At 60.4% G+C, this 16,842-nt stretch carries 15 protein-coding genes and 2 pseudogenes; 11 read left to right on the top strand and 6 right to left on the bottom strand.

Annotation, left to right across the window (positions count from 1 at the left end; genetic code table 11):
- Nucleotides 1–3: 3 nt before the first annotated feature.
- Complete coding sequence (locus WN982_RS36970) at nucleotides 4–1,083, bottom strand: sugar ABC transporter substrate-binding protein (protein WP_341316919.1); 1,080 nt, start codon at nucleotides 1,081–1,083, stop codon at nucleotides 4–6.
- A 381-nt stretch (nucleotides 1,084–1,464) separates the two neighbouring features.
- Here WN982_RS36970 and WN982_RS36965 point away from each other — a divergent pair.
- Nucleotides 1,465–1,749: pseudogene (locus WN982_RS36965) on the top strand (dihydroxy-acid dehydratase); the annotation flags it as partial.
- Nucleotides 1,750–1,887: 138 nt separating this feature from the next.
- Here WN982_RS36965 and WN982_RS36960 read toward each other — a convergent pair.
- Nucleotides 1,888–2,616 (bottom strand): FadR/GntR family transcriptional regulator, encoded by a 729-nt coding sequence (locus tag WN982_RS36960; protein ID WP_341316918.1) that lies wholly within the window; start codon nucleotides 2,614–2,616, stop codon nucleotides 1,888–1,890.
- Between the two features lie 635 nt (nucleotides 2,617–3,251).
- Between WN982_RS36960 and WN982_RS36955 the strand changes: the two genes are divergently transcribed.
- The 3 genes from WN982_RS36955 to WN982_RS36945 all read left to right on the top strand — a co-directional run bounded on the left by WN982_RS36955 (nucleotide 3,252) and on the right by WN982_RS36945 (nucleotide 6,909).
- Nucleotides 3,252–3,635, top strand: a complete 384-nt coding sequence (locus WN982_RS36955; RefSeq protein ID WP_341316917.1) for a hypothetical protein — start codon at nucleotides 3,252–3,254, stop codon at nucleotides 3,633–3,635.
- Between the two features lie 340 nt (nucleotides 3,636–3,975).
- Complete coding sequence (locus WN982_RS36950) at nucleotides 3,976–5,814, top strand: DNA-binding protein (RefSeq protein ID WP_341316916.1); 1,839 nt, start codon at nucleotides 3,976–3,978, stop codon at nucleotides 5,812–5,814.
- 342 nt (nucleotides 5,815–6,156) lie between these two features.
- Nucleotides 6,157–6,909, top strand: coding sequence for a carbonic anhydrase family protein (locus WN982_RS36945; protein WP_341316915.1), 753 nt, complete (start codon nucleotides 6,157–6,159; stop codon nucleotides 6,907–6,909).
- A gap of 95 nt (nucleotides 6,910–7,004) precedes the next feature.
- Here the strand turns inward: WN982_RS36945 and WN982_RS36940 are convergent, their stop codons facing one another.
- Both WN982_RS36940 and WN982_RS36935 read right to left on the bottom strand, forming a co-directional pair.
- Nucleotides 7,005–7,409 carry a DUF3331 domain-containing protein gene (locus WN982_RS36940; protein ID WP_341316914.1) on the bottom strand — a complete coding sequence of 135 codons (405 nt, stop codon included), beginning with the start codon at nucleotides 7,407–7,409 and terminating at the stop codon, nucleotides 7,005–7,007.
- Between the two features lie 28 nt (nucleotides 7,410–7,437).
- Entirely contained in the window at nucleotides 7,438–8,730 is a 1,293-nt protein-coding gene (locus WN982_RS36935; RefSeq protein WP_341316913.1) for an NAD(P)/FAD-dependent oxidoreductase, read from the bottom strand.
- A gap of 141 nt (nucleotides 8,731–8,871) precedes the next feature.
- Here WN982_RS36935 and WN982_RS36930 point away from each other — a divergent pair, with 141 nt between their 5' ends.
- The gene (locus WN982_RS36930) at nucleotides 8,872–9,543 is read left to right on the top strand and encodes a TetR/AcrR family transcriptional regulator (RefSeq protein ID WP_341316912.1); all 672 of its coding nucleotides are present in this window, start codon (nucleotides 8,872–8,874) and stop codon (nucleotides 9,541–9,543) included.
- A gap of 123 nt (nucleotides 9,544–9,666) precedes the next feature.
- Here WN982_RS36930 and WN982_RS36925 read toward each other — a convergent pair.
- Nucleotides 9,667–9,882, bottom strand: a pseudogene (locus tag WN982_RS36925) (IS6 family transposase); the annotation flags it as partial.
- Between the two features lie 193 nt (nucleotides 9,883–10,075).
- Nucleotides 10,076–10,996 carry a LysR family transcriptional regulator gene (locus WN982_RS36920; protein WP_341316911.1) on the bottom strand — a complete coding sequence of 307 codons (921 nt, stop codon included), beginning with the start codon at nucleotides 10,994–10,996 and terminating at the stop codon, nucleotides 10,076–10,078.
- Between the two features lie 110 nt (nucleotides 10,997–11,106).
- Between WN982_RS36920 and WN982_RS36915 the strand changes: the two genes are divergently transcribed.
- The 6 genes from WN982_RS36915 (at nucleotide 11,107) to WN982_RS36890 (ending at nucleotide 16,675) form a co-directional block, all read left to right on the top strand.
- Entirely contained in the window at nucleotides 11,107–11,760 is a 654-nt protein-coding gene (locus tag WN982_RS36915) for a hydrolase (RefSeq protein WP_341316910.1), read from the top strand.
- Nucleotides 11,761–11,858: 98 nt separating this feature from the next.
- Nucleotides 11,859–12,149, top strand: coding sequence for a XapX domain-containing protein (locus WN982_RS36910; protein ID WP_341316909.1), 291 nt, complete (start codon nucleotides 11,859–11,861; stop codon nucleotides 12,147–12,149).
- On the top strand, nucleotides 12,146–14,038 hold the full coding sequence (locus WN982_RS36905; RefSeq protein WP_341316908.1) for an amidohydrolase: 1,893 nt from the start codon (nucleotides 12,146–12,148) through the stop codon (nucleotides 14,036–14,038). Before WN982_RS36910 ends, WN982_RS36905 begins: the two co-directional genes overlap by 4 nt.
- A gap of 1 nt (nucleotide 14,039) precedes the next feature.
- On the top strand, nucleotides 14,040–14,522 hold the full coding sequence (locus tag WN982_RS36900; protein ID WP_341316907.1) for a DoxX family protein: 483 nt from the start codon (nucleotides 14,040–14,042) through the stop codon (nucleotides 14,520–14,522).
- A 201-nt stretch (nucleotides 14,523–14,723) separates the two neighbouring features.
- Complete coding sequence (locus WN982_RS36895) at nucleotides 14,724–15,392, top strand: YoaK family protein (protein WP_341316906.1); 669 nt, start codon at nucleotides 14,724–14,726, stop codon at nucleotides 15,390–15,392.
- Nucleotides 15,393–15,478: 86 nt separating this feature from the next.
- A complete protein-coding gene (locus WN982_RS36890) occupies nucleotides 15,479–16,675 on the top strand; it encodes a porin (protein WP_341316905.1) in 1,197 nt (398 codons plus the stop codon).
- The last annotated feature ends 167 nt before the right edge of the window (nucleotides 16,676–16,842 follow it).

Here is a 16,842-nt window from a genome sequence, read left to right as displayed (position 1 = left end):
ACGTCACCCTTTGATCGCACCTGTGCGTGGCACGATCTGGGCTTTCGTGCTCTTGCCTTCATAGCGCGTCGACGTGCTCAGGTACGGATCGACTGTGCCCTTGGTGACGAACTTCAGGCCGGTGTTGACATTGGCGGGCCCAACGAGCCCGCCGGAGGCGAGAAAGATGAACGCCTCGATCACCGTATAAAAACCCTGCACGTAAGGCTGCTGGTCGATCGTGAAGTCGAGGAAGCCCTCGTGAATCAGATCGACCGTGCGCGGCAACAGATCGAAGCCGCCGCCGTGGACGCCTTTAGACGGCAGATTGGATTCTTTCATCACTTCGGCGACGCCCTGGGTGCTGCCCGCGTCCACGGCAAACATGCCTTTGAGATCCTGGTGGCCGAGAAAGAAGGACTTGATCTTCGAAAGTTCTTCGTTGACGGTCGCGCCGGTTGCGATGGTCTGCACGTCGATCTTCTTGCCCGATTTCTTGATTGCAGCTACCGCACCGTCAAGCCGGGGCTGAATGTTGAGCTGGCCTGGCGTTGCGATAAAGAGCCCGACGAGGCCGCTATCGATGAGGTTTACGATTCGCTCGCCCATCTGGTAGCCAGACAGATAAAGATCCTGGCCGATATAGGCAAGGCGCGGATTCGTCGAACCCGAGGGCGCATCGGCGTTATAGGCGAACACGGGAATGCCGGCGTCGAGCGCGGCCTGGATGGGTTTGTCGAACGCCTTGGGGTCGACGATCGGTACGGCGATTGCGTCAGCTTTTCCGGCAATCGCCGCGTTGACCGCGTTCACCATTTCGCCGATGTCGGCATTGGCCGAGCCGGTCCATTGATAGTCCATCCCCAGCAAAGCGGTCGCGTCCTGGATGCCGTATTGCGTCGGAACGAAGAACGGATTCGTTGTGACATGGTTGACGAATACGATCTTCCATCGCTTGTGCGCCGGGAACGAACCGGCTTCCGCCGCCTGGGCCGGCGTGATCATTCCACCCAATAGCGCCAGTGCTGCAGACAGGCCCGCGCCCTGCAGCAATCCCCGACGCATGCCTTGCACTTCGTCCTTGTCTTCCTTCGCTTGCGCCATCTCAATCTCCCGTCTCTTGGTTGTTGAACACTTCACTGTCCATGACGGCGCAAGCAGGAAAAGCTCCGGCAAGAAAAGCACCGGAGCTGGGCATCACTTCTTTCATGAAACCCACGTGCACGCGCGTACGCATGACTACCCTCCAGAAAATGCTATATCACGCCCTTTTTCCTATTAATCGATGTATACCCTTAACTAGTCCGACTAATTAATTTGCGCGGTGCAGCGCAGCTTTCCGCATTCGCATCCAGCAGTACAGCACAACACGATGACGGGACTGGTCTGGCTCATTGGCCGCGGGTCATGCGTTGTCGAAATGATCTGCACTATGTGCCGCTTTAATAGTATTACTATCGAGTTAGCGTCTGGAAGGAGAGGGGCATGAAGAACGGAAAGCGCCCGCTACGCTCTGCCCAATGGTTCGGCTCAGCCGACAAGAACGGTTTCATGTACCGAAGCTGGATGAAAAACCAGGGCATTCCCGATCACGAATTTCACGGCAAGCCAATTATTGGGATCTGTAACACGTGGTCCGAGTTGACCCCGTGCAATGCGCATTTTCGAAAGCTTGCTGAACACGCGAAGCGCCGCGTGCTGGAAGCAGGCGGCTTTCCGGTTGAATTCCCGGTGTTTTCCAATGGCGAGTCGAACCTGCGTCCCACGGCTACCGGCATCTGTACGTAGAGCACGTATTGCAGGCCGATGAGGGATGTGACTTCGATTTTCTGGTGGGCTGCCGGGCGCGGAAGTGCCGCGCCATTCGCATTGAGCGGCGCAGGCTCTGCCGCTGCGTTCAGGTAAGGGTTACGCCGGGTACTGGCTGCCGGCTTCCAGAACGCTTTCGGCGTCCGCGCGCGCATTGTCGAGCTGGACCAGACTTGCATGCCGCGCGCCCAGTGGGTCGCGGCTCTGGATCGCAGTGAGAATCGCCTTGTGACGCGGCAACGAAAGCGCATGCGTCTCGGGATGACGACTCGTCAGCTTGATCGACTCCGACAGGGCAAGGGACAGCATGTTGCCAATATAGGCCAGCAGGTCGTTGTGTGTGGCCGCCATGATTGCCCGGTGAAACTCGAGGTCGGGAGCCAGTAGCGCGCTTGCGGTCTCCGCACGTTCCATCTGGTCGTAAGCCGATGCAATGCGCGCAAGATCGTCGCTTGTCGCTGCGGTGGCGGCGAGCGCAGCCGCCGTGGGTTCGATAATGCGGCGCACGGTCAGGAGCGAACTGAAGAACTCGCCTTCCGGAACACTGTTGATCGTCCAGTACAGGACATCGGGGTCAAGCATATGCCACTCCGCGCGAGGCTTCACGACACTGCCGACGCGCGGTTTCGACACGACCAGTCCTTTTGCCACCAGCACACGGGTGGCCTCGCGCAGTACGGGGCGGCTAACGCCATAGCGCTCGCACAGGACAGCCTCAGCGGGCAACCGCTGGCCCGGCTGTACCTTGCCGCTCACGATATCCATGCCGAGTTCCCTCACGATGCGGCCGTGCAGGCTCTTGCGCTGTTGCAGATGACGGTAGTCCATGGTCAGCGATTGCGGTCTTGTCCGGCTCAGTCCTGTGCCGAACGGTGCAGCGTTTTGGACGGCACTGACCTCGTCGTCGACACGGATACAGGTCTGTTTCGTGGAGATCCGTTGGCGGTCCAAGCATAGCACGCGACATCTGGCGTGGCCCGGACGCCGACGCGTGCATTCGACCGATGCTGTGGTGTTACCGCGGTCGTGCCTTTTCGCGACGAGGGTGTTGCCGTCCTTCGGCCAGAAAGCAAGCTGTTGAAATGCCGGTGAGGGCTCGTTCAGGGGCGGTCATTCCGAACAAGTCCGCCAGTTATTGACCTGATTATGTCTTGCATTCCCAAACGGTCTCTTTTGGTTAGCTCGTTGAGGCATTGCGCTCAGTTCGATTTCATAAAATCGTCAAAATAGTCAACCCGCTAGCCAATATAAAAATTTAAAAAGGCATTTATTCAAAAAAACAGGATATGCGCCTGGCATATCGAAATTCTGTTAAATGAGCGTCATGACGGTATTTATTGTTTCTAGATAGATTAATATGCCGGGTTTGAAGCGCCGTTAACCAGATAATACGATCCATGCCGCAGAATCGGAAGAAACGGTCCGCAGCGAGCCAGTCGCGCAGAAGGCCGCTTGGCAAGACCATGCTATTGCCGCACAAGGCCGCTTACGTGCGCGAACAATCGCTGCACTGGCACCTCGCCTTGGCAGCATTTCGGGCAGGCAAGGGCAACGGCGATCTATTGTCAGAATTGGTGAAGGCGCTTTATCTGGCCTGGTATCTTCAGGAAGCGGGATTCGGTGCGGCAGAGCGAGAACTTTATCTTGAGGCAGAACGCATCCTGGACAGCGCGGCAAGAGACACATGCAAAAACATCTGGCGCATCGAAGCAGCCGACTGTTTGCCGATCATCACGATTCTCGATTTGCATGAAGAGCAACTATTGTCTGCACCGGTGTACGCGGTCGGCGAAGCTAAGCAGCGCTTGCTGCATTTCGGAAGGAGCGACAAGCGGTCGCCGTGGTAAGCGGCCAATGCCAGAAAGGGGTATGGCTGGCACCAGACGGTCATTCGATGAGATCCAAGGTCCGAATGTCACCTGCTGCGCATCTGTGAGAGAGCGCCAAGCACGATCAGGGTGACAGGCATCATCCGTCATAATGTCGGTCATCGATAACAATGGCAGTTATCGGCCTCCAAATCGAACGCACTGAGCTACCTTGCGATCCTTTCATCGGGAATGCCGCAGGATGACGTAACGTATGGGGGACTCAATTTTTCGCCAGGTCAGAATGAGGTTTGAGGAGCTTATGTCCACGAACGCAGACACGATCACGGACCAACTGGTCGCGGGAATCGCAGATCGCATGGTCGAGGAAGGCCGGAACGTTTCCCCTGTGACCATTTGGCCGGAGATTCCCGGCGGTTCGATTGTTGCCATTGCGGCGGCCTTGCAACGCTGGCGCGAAGCGCGGCAACCCCTCACGCCCCACGTGCACGTCCAGCCCGGGTTGCCGGAGCACATTGCCGAAACCATGATGAGCGCAGCGGACCGGCTCTGGATGGCGGCTCAAGACGAAGCCGACAGGGCGGTCAGTCAGCACCTGAGTGTCGTGAATCAGCACCTCGACGCTGCACGCGCGGAACGGGACGAGGTTTTACTCGAGTACCAAAAGACGGCGGAAGAAGTTGCGACCGAGCGTGAGCGGCATATTGCTCTGACGAATGCGCTGAGTGCTTCCGAGGATGCGTCAACACGCCTCACCGCGGAACTCGCTTCGGTCACCGGCCGCGCCGAAGCGGCCGAGGCTCGAGCGGCGGAACTGGCGCAGCGTGTGTCGGTGGACGAGGCCGCGCTGGAACACACCAAGGCCGAACTTGGCGAGGAGCGTAAGGCGCGTGAAGAGCTGGCCGCTGCTGTTTCGAGTCAAAACGATGAGATCGCGCGGATGAAGCAGGAGCTCGATGAGGCGCGGCAGGAGATCGCCTCGTTGGGCTACGAGTGCCAGGCGAAGTTGGTCGAAGCGGATAGAGCGTTGCAGGAGGCTAGCGCGGCGTCATCGCGCGCAGAAGCCGCTACGGCGCAGGCGAACGAGAGTCTCGCGCGGGTCGCTGCGCTGGAGGCTGAGCGGGACGAGGCGCGCATTGCGTTCGAAACAGAGCGCCAGACAAGCGCAGCGCGGAGCGAGGAGGTGTCGATTCAGTTTGACGAATTGCAGCGCGTCGGCCGGGAACTTGAGGCGGCGCGGGAACAGATCGGCGCTATGACTGAGGCGAAAGCGGCTGTGAGCGCTGAGCTGGCCCGGGTTTCGCAGGATGCGTCTGTGGCGAGGGAGCGGGCTGAGGCCGCCGAACAGCATGCGACGACGTTGGAGCAGCGCCTCGTAGAAATCGAGCAGGCGAAGTCGGCCGAAGCGGAACGGTGGGCGCAGGAGGCCAGCGCGGCATCATCGCGCGCAGAAGCTGCCACGGCGCAGGTGAATGAGAGCCTCGCGCGGGTCGCTGCGCTGGACGCTGAACTCGATGAGTCGCGTACCGCGCTCGCAGCAGAGCGTCAGACAAGCGTAGCGCGGAGCGAGGAGGCGTCGATTCAGCGCAACGAACTGCAAGGCGTTGCCCGTGAGCTTGAAGAGGCGAGGGAACAGGTCAGCGCTGTGACTGCAGAGAAAACGGCCGCGATCGCTGAACTGGCCCAGGTTTCGCAGGATGCGTCTGCCGCGAAGGAGCGGGCAGATGCCGCCGAACAGCGTGCGGCGACATTGGCGCTGCGCCTCGCGGAAGTCGAGAAGGCTCGAGCAGAGGAAGCGCGACGCAGCCATCAACTTGCCATTCAAGCGGGCAAATCTGCGACGGCGGATGAAGTCGCTGAGTTACAACGCCAGATCTCGGCACAGGCCAAAGCACATGAGAAGGCTTTTAACGAGCTTCGCACGATTGCTGAACAGTGGGTGGCGCACGCCAAGGACCTTAAGGAACGACTCGGTTCAGCAAACGAGAAGCTATTGTTCATCGACTCACGTAGCACAGGGGAAGTGGCGCTCATCCGGAAACTCTCGTCTGAACTTGAGCGCCTTAAGCCAGATAGCGAGTTGATATCCCGCGACACACAGCAAAAGCTTATCGGGGCGACAATGGCCGAGCGACTTTCTCAGAAGGGTTATCGGTATGACCCGGCGACGGCGGTTATGTCGAAAGTGGAGCGCTGATGTACGTATGTCCCGGTTCGAGAGATGGCATCGCTCGAAATCCTGCTGAGCAATTCTATTCGGCCGTGACATAAGCAGTCCTTTTAATGTCCGAACTGCCTCGACCTCCCCTCCTTATCCCGACACAACCTGCAACCGGCAGAACTAATGCAGTTCGCATGAAGTGACGCGACGTACGTTGACAACCGCCGTCACTGCACTACGATGTGCTTAGGGCTATTCCAGGTGGCTCGGCGATCTGCTGCCGCCCTTCAGGAAGCGGGCGCGAAGATAATCGCCCATGCATGACAGCTTCGTGATGCCGAAACAATGATCGTTTTGCGGTTGTTTACGGAGAATGATATGCACGAGAAAACTGGCTGTTGTCCAGCGGAGTCCTCCAACAGCGTTGAAAGACGTACCTTGCTGAAGACTGCGTTGAGCGTCGCAGCCGTCGGGCTGGCGGGAGGCATGGGGGGCGTTGAATCGGCTTACGCGGCGGCGCTATCGAAGTCTGAGCGAGACAGGTTGACGCCGGACCAGATTATCGAGGACCTAAAGCAGGGAAATAGACGTTTCCGTTTGGGGAAAATGCTGCCTCACGACTATTTGGCACAAAAGAAAGCTACTGCCGGCGGGCAATATCCGGCAGCGGTGATCTTGAGCTGCATTGACTCCCGGGCTCCGGCCGAGATCGTCCTTGACACGAGAATCGGAGATACTTTTAACGCGCGTATTGCGGGCAATATCGCCAATGAGGATCTCATTGGAAGCCTGGAGTTTGCTTGTGCGGCGGCCGGCGCTAAAGTCATATTGGTTATGGGGCACACCGGATGCGGCGCAATCAAGGGCGCTATTGATCACGTTGAACTGGGAAACCTGACCGGTCTCCTCGTCAAGATCAGGCCGGCTGTGGATGAAACGCAGTACGCTGGTGACAGAAGCAGTAAGAATGATGAATTTGTCGATGCGGTGGCGAAAACCAATGTTCGGCGCACGATCGACGCAATACGAAATGGCAGTAACGTGCTGGCCCCGATGGAGAAGGATGGAAAAGTAAAAATTGTTGGAGCGATGTACCACTTAAACGGTGGGGTCGTCGAATTCTTGGTCTGAAAATCGAGGTGGCGCATGCGCTTGCCCTGCGTGAGCGCCCCCGAGACAGTTCCATGCCACTAATCAGAATCAGCAGTGAAACATACAAGCGAAAACTAACAACATGGATCGGCGAAGGCGCGCTCAACTACAGCGGCAAGCATCATGGCGGCGGCATTAGCTGGAGGCGGATTGACCTTTGTGGGGCGATAGATCGCATCGCCCACAGCGATAGGTTGTGCGCTCAATGCGCATATCCCCGACCGGCTGGCTGTGGCAAGCCGCCAAATCTGCTCGCCGTATTTGCAGCCCTGTGGATCGCTCCATGAGACCGCGGCCGTTCGCGCACTGATTCGCTCGAGCAGGGCAATCGCAACGGCACCGTTACCATTCGACAGACGGCTTGATCCCTGCGAATCGATTAAATTCCTGACGCGAGCCGTCAACTGATGCGCGCAACCGGCATCAAGTTGCCCGACAGTGCGCTGCCATGCGATGTTGTCCGTCACGTACTGATCCATGCCAGTACTCCTGTCAGAAGTGGGGGCTTCAGCTCAGCCGTATCTTCGGCTGCACGAAGCCGTTAATCCGCTCTGCTGTCCAAAGTAATGTGGCCTTGCCGAAACCATGCAACGCCTGCTGATGCTGGCGGTAGAGCATGGCGTGGCTCAGTTGCGCGAATCGGCCCTTGATAAACCCGCCCCGGAAGAACCCGAATTGTCCCAGCGTCCCGAAAGCGTTGTAGTCGCTCAGCGACACGAGCGCGCCTAAGTCGTGAAACGCAAAGTCGGGTAGTGAGCCTCCGCCTAGCCAGCCCGGCAAGTGCTTCGCAAGAAACTGTGCCTGTTGCGTGGCGACCTGCGCGGTAGGCGCGAGAGGGCGCTCATGGCCGGCGAGCGTCAGCGTCGAGCAATCACCGAGAACGAAAATTTTGTCGTCGTCCTGTGCCTGCAGCGTTGGTCTGACGTTGATCTGATTGGAACGATTCGCCGCGATGCCATCCAGCTTGCCCAGAAAATCAGGCGCCTTGACGCCCGCCGCCCACACCATCAGATCCGCCGCCTGCTTACTGCCGTCGGCGAGCCGAAGTCCATCGGGTTCGGCTGCGGTCACGCGCGTGCCCGTTCGCACGGTGAAGCCGATATTGCGCAACTGCGCCTCGCTGGATTCCGACACCGCCGGCGGAAATGCCGCCAAAATGCGCGAGGCGCTTTCATAAAGCGTGAGGTTCAGGCGTGAGCGGATGTCAGGGTCGCCATAACTCGCGGCTACTTCGAGCAAGCGGCTCAATTCCGCCGCCAGCTCGACCCCCGTCGCCCCAGCTCCGACAATCGACACGCGTAACGGACTATTCGTCACAACACTCTGGAATATGCGGACGCGCAAGGCTTCGTTAAAAACCTCGGCCTGCGCCTGGCTGTCGATGAAATGGCAATGCTCCGGCACGCCGGGGGTGCCGAAATCGTTGGCGCGGCTACCCAGCGCGAGAACTAGCACATCGTATTCGACCGTACGTGGGCCGATGACGACTTCACCGGACGGCGCCCTGAGTTCGGCCAGCTTCACGGCGCGCACATTCCGGTCGAGGCCTTCCATTTCGCCTGGCTGGTAGTCGAAACCGTGTTCTCGGGCGTGGGCGAGATAGATGACCTGCTGTTGCTGGACATCGCGCGTGCCAGCCGCGATGGTATGCAGCATAGGCTTCCAGATATGCGTGGCGCTTTTGTCGATCAACGTCACGTGAGCGCGCCCGCTGCGGCCGTGCGTATTACCCAGCCGGGTCGCCAGCAGAAGCCCAGCAATGCCGCCGCCGACGATGACGATTCGGGTGGCCTGATTCATTGTCAAATAATTCTACGAGTGATGAATTATTGCGATGCTAAGGCGTAGATGGATTCATGTCAAACGTAGGGCCACTGTTATGCGCAGGGAGCACACCGGTTAAACTTCCAGACTTTCGTTGGAAACGATCTACGGCTGCTGATGAAACATCCGAACGACAACGCCAAGCCTGCTACAGCGACCGCCTCGCCGCGTCGGCCGCGAGGTCGTCCAGCCAGCAGCGACGCGGGCGGTGCTGATGCGTTGCTTCGCAGTGCACGCAACGCGTTCGCGAGGAGTGGCTACGATGCGACAAGCGTGCGCGAAATTGCCAGGGTGTCGGGTGTCGACCCCGCGCTTGTCACACATCATTTTGGTTCGAAAGAAGCGTTGTGGATTGCCGTGGTAGATCAGATCGCCGACGAGGCAGCGCCAATGATCGCGAAGACCGCCGCGTTGCGGGCGACGTCGGGTCTGGGGCCGCGAGCGCGCGTCGAGGGTGCCGTGTCCATCCTCATCGACCAAGTGTTTCTGACGCCGGACGTAGGCATGTTTTTTTCGACTGCCGCAACCGAAACTGGGGAGCGTCTTAACCTCCTGATTGAGCGAGTGGTCCGGCCGTTTCATGACGTGTTTGTGCCGTTGCTCACTGATGCGATTGATGCAGGTGAGATTTCGCAGCAGGACCCCGACATCATGTTCATGATGCTCGCCAACGGCATTAGCAAAACCGTCGCCTATAGCCATATGCTAGGTCCGTTCTCATCCTTACCGCGGCGCCCTAAGGAATTCAAACGTGCCGTTCTGGCGACCGCATTAGTCATGCTCGGCTGAACTGCTGCGACCGTGCACGGATAGACTTCCATCGATCGACAGCTCATCGGTTCCTGATACGCTCGCGGGGTCTTGTCGCATTAAGGCGTTGAGATAAGATTCGCGTCCAAACCGCTTGCGAAGGCGAAACGCTTTCTCCACTACCGGCAACAGCTTGAGCGCCCAGCGGTGCACGGTCGAATGATCAGCGCAGATCCCATGCTCAGCGACCATTTCTTCAATGTGACGCATGCTTAGCGGATAGGCGACATACCAGCGTACGCACATCAGGATCACGTCGAGCGGGCAATGCCGGCGCTTGAGCACGCGCGCCACGGCTGGATTCAGGTTCTGCTTCATGGATCACATCATTCGTCTCGCGGGCTGCAGCATACATCGCCTTATTGCGACAAAGCCTTCAGCTTTGTGTCAGTCGGATATCGATTCTAGTAACTCGGCTTTTTGAGCGCGACAACTTGTCATCACACCAGCAGAATTCAAAGAACGTGGCGACAGCAAAGGAGTGCTACAAGAAACCGCATGGACTGGAGCATCAACTGTCGCTCATTGCCCACGGCACCACGGCGAGGCTCTCGGCCAGATAGTCGAGCAAGGCCGTCACGCGTGCGGGTCGCAGGACGCCCGGCGGCGTGACGAGATTCACATTGATCTGCGCGATGCGCCACTCGTGCAGGACTTCTACCAGCTCCCCGCGCTCGAGCGCATCCCAAACGATGAATTCGGGCTGCAGCGCGAGCCCCTGCCCGGCAAGCAGCGCGGGACCGATCACGTCCGCGTTGTTGCTCCGGATTCTGCCGCGCACGTGTACCGCGCATTGGCTGCCCGATATGTGAGTGAACTGCCAGAGTTCGGGGGTCGACAGGTTCGTATAGATCAGGCATGTATGCTGTGCAAGGTCGCGGGGATGTTCAGGTCGTCCGTGGCGATCCAGATAGGCGGGCGCTGCCACGAGTGGCCGGCGTATCGCACAGAGCCTTCGCGAGCGCAGCGAAGAGTCGCCGAGCTCTGCGATGCGTATGGCCAGGTCGAGACCGGCTGCCACCACATCGACCACACGATCGGTGAGCGACAGGTCGATGTCGACTTCCGGGTAGCGCTCGAGAAACGCGGGAATCAGCGGCGCCAGGTACTTCACTCCGAACGACATTGGCGCAGTCACGCGCACCGTTCCTCGCGGTGTGAGCGCCTGCGCCGACGCTTCCGCTTCCACGGCTTCGCCCTCGTTCAGGATGCGGATCGCACGCTCGCGGGCCATCTCGCCAGTCAGCGTCAACGAAAACCGGCGCGAGGTCCGGTAGAGCAGCGCCGTGCCGAGCCGCTGCTCGAGCCGGGAAATTGCTTTCGACACGGTGGGCTGCGACATGCCGAGGGCTTCGGCAGCCTTGGCGAACGAGCCGGTGTCGGCGACGCGGGCAAAGATCGCCCACGCCTCGAGATCGGGAAGTGTCTGCATGAAAAATCTGGAATGGATGCTATTCCGTTCATTCTATTCCTTTGCGATTCCGGCTCCAATACCATCTCGGCGCTGGACCTGTGTTCACTCCACCCAACCTAGAGATGACGATGCCTCAAGCTCAAGCCAAGCCGGGAAAGCTGCTGCTTTCCCCATCCGACCATACGCTGATCCTCATCGACCACCAGTCTCAGATGGCGTTCGCCACGAAGTCGATTGATCCGGTTCTGCTACGCAACAATGCCGCGCTGGTTGCGAAGGCCGCGAAGGAGTTCTCCGTTTCGACGATCCTGACTACGGTGGCGTCGAAGACTTTTTCGGGTCCGATTTTCGACGAGATCCGCTCGGTGTTTCCGCACGATGAGATCATCGATCGCACGACGATGAATACGTGGGAGGACCCACGCATCGCCGATCGCGTGAACGCGATTGGCAAGCCGCGCCTCGTGTTCGCCGGACTGTGGACGAGCGTGTGCATCGTCGGCCCGGCACTATCGGCGCTCGATCAAGGCTTCGAGGTATACGTGATCGCCGACGCGTGTGGCGACATCAGCGACGAAGCGCACGAGCGCGCCATGGAGCGGATGGTGCAGGCGGGCGTGCGGCCGATGACGTCGCTGCAATATTTGCTCGAGCTGCAACGTGACTGGGCGCGTGGTGAAACCTATAACCAGACCGTCGCGACGTCGATCGCCCACGGCGGCGGCTACGGACTCGGCCTCATCTACGCGAAGACGATGTTCGGCGGCGGCGAAGGCCACTGAGCGCCGCACACGACACCCACGCCCTATGCGGCGCGGCGGCGGCCCGGCAATGTGCGGGCCGCCGTTGTCGATCCCGACGAAGCGACGAAAGCACACCCATGAAGCCCTATCTGTTCTCACTGGGAGCCGGCATCCTCGTCGGCATCATCTACAGCCTGCTCAGCGTGCGCTCGCCGGCACCGCCGCTCATTGCGCTGCTTGGCCTGCTCGGCATGCTGGGCGGCGAACAGGTAATACCGGTCACCAAGCGCGTTTTTTCAGGCACCACCCTGTCGGCTGCATGGCAGGACGCCCACTGCACGAATCACGTCTTTGGCGTGCTGCCGGGCCGACAGGCATCGCAGCAGGTAAGCCGCGAGAAGGCCAACACCGAGGAGAACCGTTCATGACTACCTCTGCATCCATTCCCGATCTCATCTTGTGCAACGGCCGCATCACGACGCTCGAGCGCTCGAAGCCGGTGGCGAGCGCCGTCGCGATCAAGGACGGCATGTTCGTCGCCGTCGGCAGTGACCCGGAGGTCGTCCCGCTGGCCGGCGCGGCGACGCGCGTGATTGACCTGAACGGCCGTGCAGTCGTGCCCGGCCTCATCGACAACCACACGCACGTGGTGCGCGGTGGCCTGAATTTCAACATGGAGCTCCGCTGGGACGGCGTGCGCTCGCTCGCCACGGCCATGGCGATGCTAAAGCGCCAGGTTGCGATCACGCCGCCGCCGCAGTGGGTGCGCGTCGTCGGTGGCTTCACCGAGCAGCAGTTCGTCGAGAAGCGGCTACCGACTCTCGACGAGCTGAACTCGGTCGCGCCGGATACGCCCGTATTTATCCTGCATCTGTACGACCGCGCGCTATTGAACGCGGCGGCGCTGCGCGTCATCGGTTATACGAAGGACACGCCGGAACCGCCCGGCGGCCAGATCATGCGCGATAGCCGGGGCAATCCGACCGGGCTGCTGCTCGCGAAGCCGAACGCGTCGATCCTGTACGCGACGCTCGCGAAGGGCCCGAAACTGCCATTCGACTATCAGCTGAACTCGACGCGCCACTTCATGCGCGAGCTGAACCGGCTCGGCGTCACGAGCGTCATCGACGCGGGCGGGGGCTTTCAGAACTACCCGGAAGACTATGAGGTGATCCAGAAGCTCGCGGACGAAGGGCAGATGACGATACGCCTCGCGTACAACCTTTTCACGCAGAAGCCCAAGGCCGAAAAACAGGACTTCCTCAACTGGACGAAGACGTCGAAGTACAAGCAGGGTGACGACTACTTTCGGCACAACGGCGCGGGCGAGATGCTCGTCTATTCGGCTGCGGACTTCGAGGACTTCCGCGAGCCGCGGCCCGACATGCCTCAGCAGATGGAAAGCGAACTTGAGGAAGTGGTGCGGGTGCTCGCTGAAAACCGTTGGCCGTGGCGCCTTCATGCGACCTACGACGAGACCATCAGCCGCGCGCTCGACGTATTCGAGAAGGTCAACCAGGACATTCCGCTCGACGGCATCAATTGGTTCTTCGATCACGCGGAGACGATCTCCGAACGCTCGATGGACCGCATCGCCGCGCTGGGCGGCGGCGTCGCGGTGCAGCACCGGATGGCCTATCAGGGCGAGTACTTCGTCGAGCGTTACGGCGCAGCGGCTGCGGAGGCGACGCCTCCTATCGCGAAGATGCTCGCGAAGGGCCTGAAGACGTCGGCAGGCACCGATGCGACACGCGTCGCGTCGTACAACCCGTGGGTTTCGCTCGCGTGGCTCGTCACCGGCAAGACAGTTGGCGGCCTGCGCCTCTACCCTCGGCGCAACTGTCTCGACCGCGAAACGGCGCTTCGCATGTGGACCGAGAATGTTACGTGGTTCTCGAACGAGGAAGGTCGTAAAGGACAAATCGCGACGGGTCAACTGGCCGACCTGATCGTGCCCGACCGTGACTTCTTCGCGTGCGCGGAAGACGAAATCGCACACACGACATCTTTGCTGACGATCGTCGGTGGACGTGTCGTGTATGGTGCTGGAGAGTTCGCTGCGCTCGACAACAGCACCCCGCCGCCCGCGATGCCCGCCTGGTCGCCGGTGCGCAGGTTCGGCGGCTTTGCTGCGTGGAAGGATGCGCAGAGCGAGGGCGGAGTGCCGCTGCAGCGGGTCGCCGCCGCGTCGTGCGGCTGCTCGACGGCGTGCGCGGTGCATGGCCATGACCACGCCCGTTCGTGGTCGAGCAGGGCGCCCGCCTCCGACCTGCGCTCGTTCTGGGGCGCGCTTGGCTGTGCGTGCTGGGCGGTGTGAAATGGCGCGCGAAAAAGAGGCAACGACGCGGCGCTCAGGCTCAACGTCCGTCGAATGGACACGCTCGCCGAAGAGCGTCCTTGCGGTGAGATGGATCGCATTGCTCGGGCTTTGCTCGGCCTATCTGCAGGGCGGTCTTGTGAAGGCCCTGGATTTCAGCGGGGCGGTGGCGGAGATGGCTCACGCCGGACTTGCGCCTGCCGCACCGTTGGCCGCCGCGACCATCGTGCTGGAGTTGGCCGCGCCGCTCGCGATCCTCACAGGTCGTTTTCGCTGGCTCGGTGCGCTCGCGCTGGCTGCGTTCACGCTGATGGCGACGTTCCTGGTCAACCGGTTCTGGGAAATGGCGCCACCCAATCGCATGCCAACCGCTAACGCGTTTTTTGAGCATTTAGGCCTGTTGGGCGGATTTCTGCTAGTCGCCTGGCACGATATCGCCGACAAGCGAGCCCGTCGGGTCATGCGCCATGCCAACACAGGTTGATGCTGTATTGCGTACCCGCGCTGTCGACAGGATCAAATGCCTGCAGATGAGTCGCTGTTCCCGAAAAGATATGTCTTCACGATCGGTGGACATGTCAATCCGAACGTGAATTACATCGAGCGCCATCACAAGCCGGGAAGCTGTTTGCATACAACGCTCGCCGCAATTTCAAGAGGAATGCATGCCACAAGGGATCGCTGGATGAAACGGTATTTGCCGACGTTGTTGAGCTTTAACGGAGGCTATGTCGACACGGCCGGCTTTCTCGCGCTGCACGGCTTGTTTACGGCGCACGTCACCGGAAACTTCGTCACGGTGGGGGCGACGTTTGTTTTTGGCACGACAGGTGCCGTAGCAAAACTGCTCGCATTGCCGGTGTTTTGCGTGACGGTGATGCTCGCGGGCACCATGAGCTATCGACTGTCTGTGGCCCGCGCGCCCGTGCTGCGCATCATGCTTGGGATTCAATTGCTGTTGCTCGCACTAGGCGCGGTGCTAGCGATCCGTCTCGATCCACTCACCGACGGGGACAACTGGATGGCGGTCGTCACCGGCCTTGTACTCGTCGCCGCAATGTCGATCCAGAACGGGCTGCACCGGCTCCATCTGTCGGATGCGCCGCCATCGACGCTCATGACGGGCACCGTCACCCAGATCATGCTGCAGCTGGCTGACCGCTTCCGGAGGGTTCAACCTGCGGCGGTCGGCGGCCCATCGCCGCTCGTGCGGATGGCGGCGAGTGTCGCGAGCTTCGCGGTGGGATGTGGTGTAGCGGCGGGCATGTACCGGCTTGCGGGCAACTGCAGTTTTGCCGTGCCACCGGTGCTCATCACCGTCGGGCTGTTCCTTGCCGGAAAGGAGCAGGGCTAGTGGCGCACGGGCTGCCACGTGCAACAGCGTGGCCTCCCTTTACGGACGTATGGGATCAATGGGAATTTGAAGATGGAGAGGGATCGATGAAGATATGCATCGCGGCCGGCATGACGGCCGCAGTTCTTGCGTCCGGCACTGTTTGTGCTCAAAGCAGCGTGATCCTCTACGGGCTCGTCGATAACGGCATCACCTATCAAAACAGCAGCACGTCGCTCGGCTCGACGACTGGCGGTCACTCGGCGGTGAAGATGTCGACGGGCGTCTGGCTAGGAAGCCGGTTCGGTCTGAAGGGTGCTGAGGACCTGGGCGGTGGCTTGAAGGCCGTCTTTCAACTCGAAGCGGGCGTGAACACCAATAACGCTACCTCGCAATTCAGCGGCGGCATGTTCACGCGTCAGTCGTGGGTGGGGCTGTCCGACCCGCAATACGGCGTGCTGACGGCAGGCCGCCAGTACACGGCGTACTACACGCTGCTGTCGCCGTACACGCCGAACAACTGGCTGACCGGCTACTTCGGCGCACACCCTGGCGACATCGACGCGCTCGACGTCGACTACCGCGCTAACAATTCGCTCGTCTACATGTCGCCGGATTTTTACGGCTTCACGGTTGGAGGCTCGTACGCGTTCGGTGGCGTGCCGGGCAGCCTGAACGCCGGCTCGACCTGGAGCGCGGGCGTCCGGTATGTCCACGGTCCCTATGGCATCGCTGCCGGCTTCCAGCGTGTGAATAACTCGACGCCGGGCGGCGGTGCCTGGGGTGCGGAATCCACGCTGTCGAACGGCGGCGCCCAGACAGCCGTGTCGGCGATCAACAATGGGTATAAGACGGCGCAAGCGCAGCAGCGCGTGGCTGTGACGGCGGGCTACCTCACATCCGAGTGGGACGTCACAGCATCGTACTCGAACGTGCAGTACATCCCGGGCGTCGGCTCGACATTCCGCAACCAGGCGACATTCAACACGGCAGGCGCCGTGCTTCGATGGAAGCCTGCGGGCCGGTGGGCCCTCGCGGGTGGCTACAGCTACACACGCGCAACCCGGTCGAACGGCATCACGAGCGCAGCGCAGTACCACCAGTTCACGCTGTCACAGTTCTACTCCCTGTCGAAGCGCACGGGCCTCTACGCAGTCGAGGCTTACCAGCGCGCAAACGGCATGACGCTCAATGGCGGGGAGATCATCGACGCAACGGCATCGATCGGCAACGGTTTCAACAACTCGCCGTCGTCATCGCGTAGCCAGGTCGGTGCGGGCATCGGCCTGATCCATAACTTCTGATCATCGAGGCCGAGCCTCGGCGATCAACGAGTCCTCTTTTGCTACGGTCACGATGATCTACAGCGGATGGCCCTTTTTCGTCTTCCAGGAGAAGGTCCGCGCAGACCCGACTATTGAAATCGTCGGCTGCGATATGAGGAGCATTTGAAATGAAATACCTGCCACTT

This window comes from Paraburkholderia sp. IMGN_8, from assembly GCF_038050405.1.
Taxonomy (GTDB): domain Bacteria; phylum Pseudomonadota; class Gammaproteobacteria; order Burkholderiales; family Burkholderiaceae; genus Paraburkholderia.
Note: the sequence above shows the minus strand (reverse complement) of the source record. Positions and strands in the feature narration are given on the sequence as shown.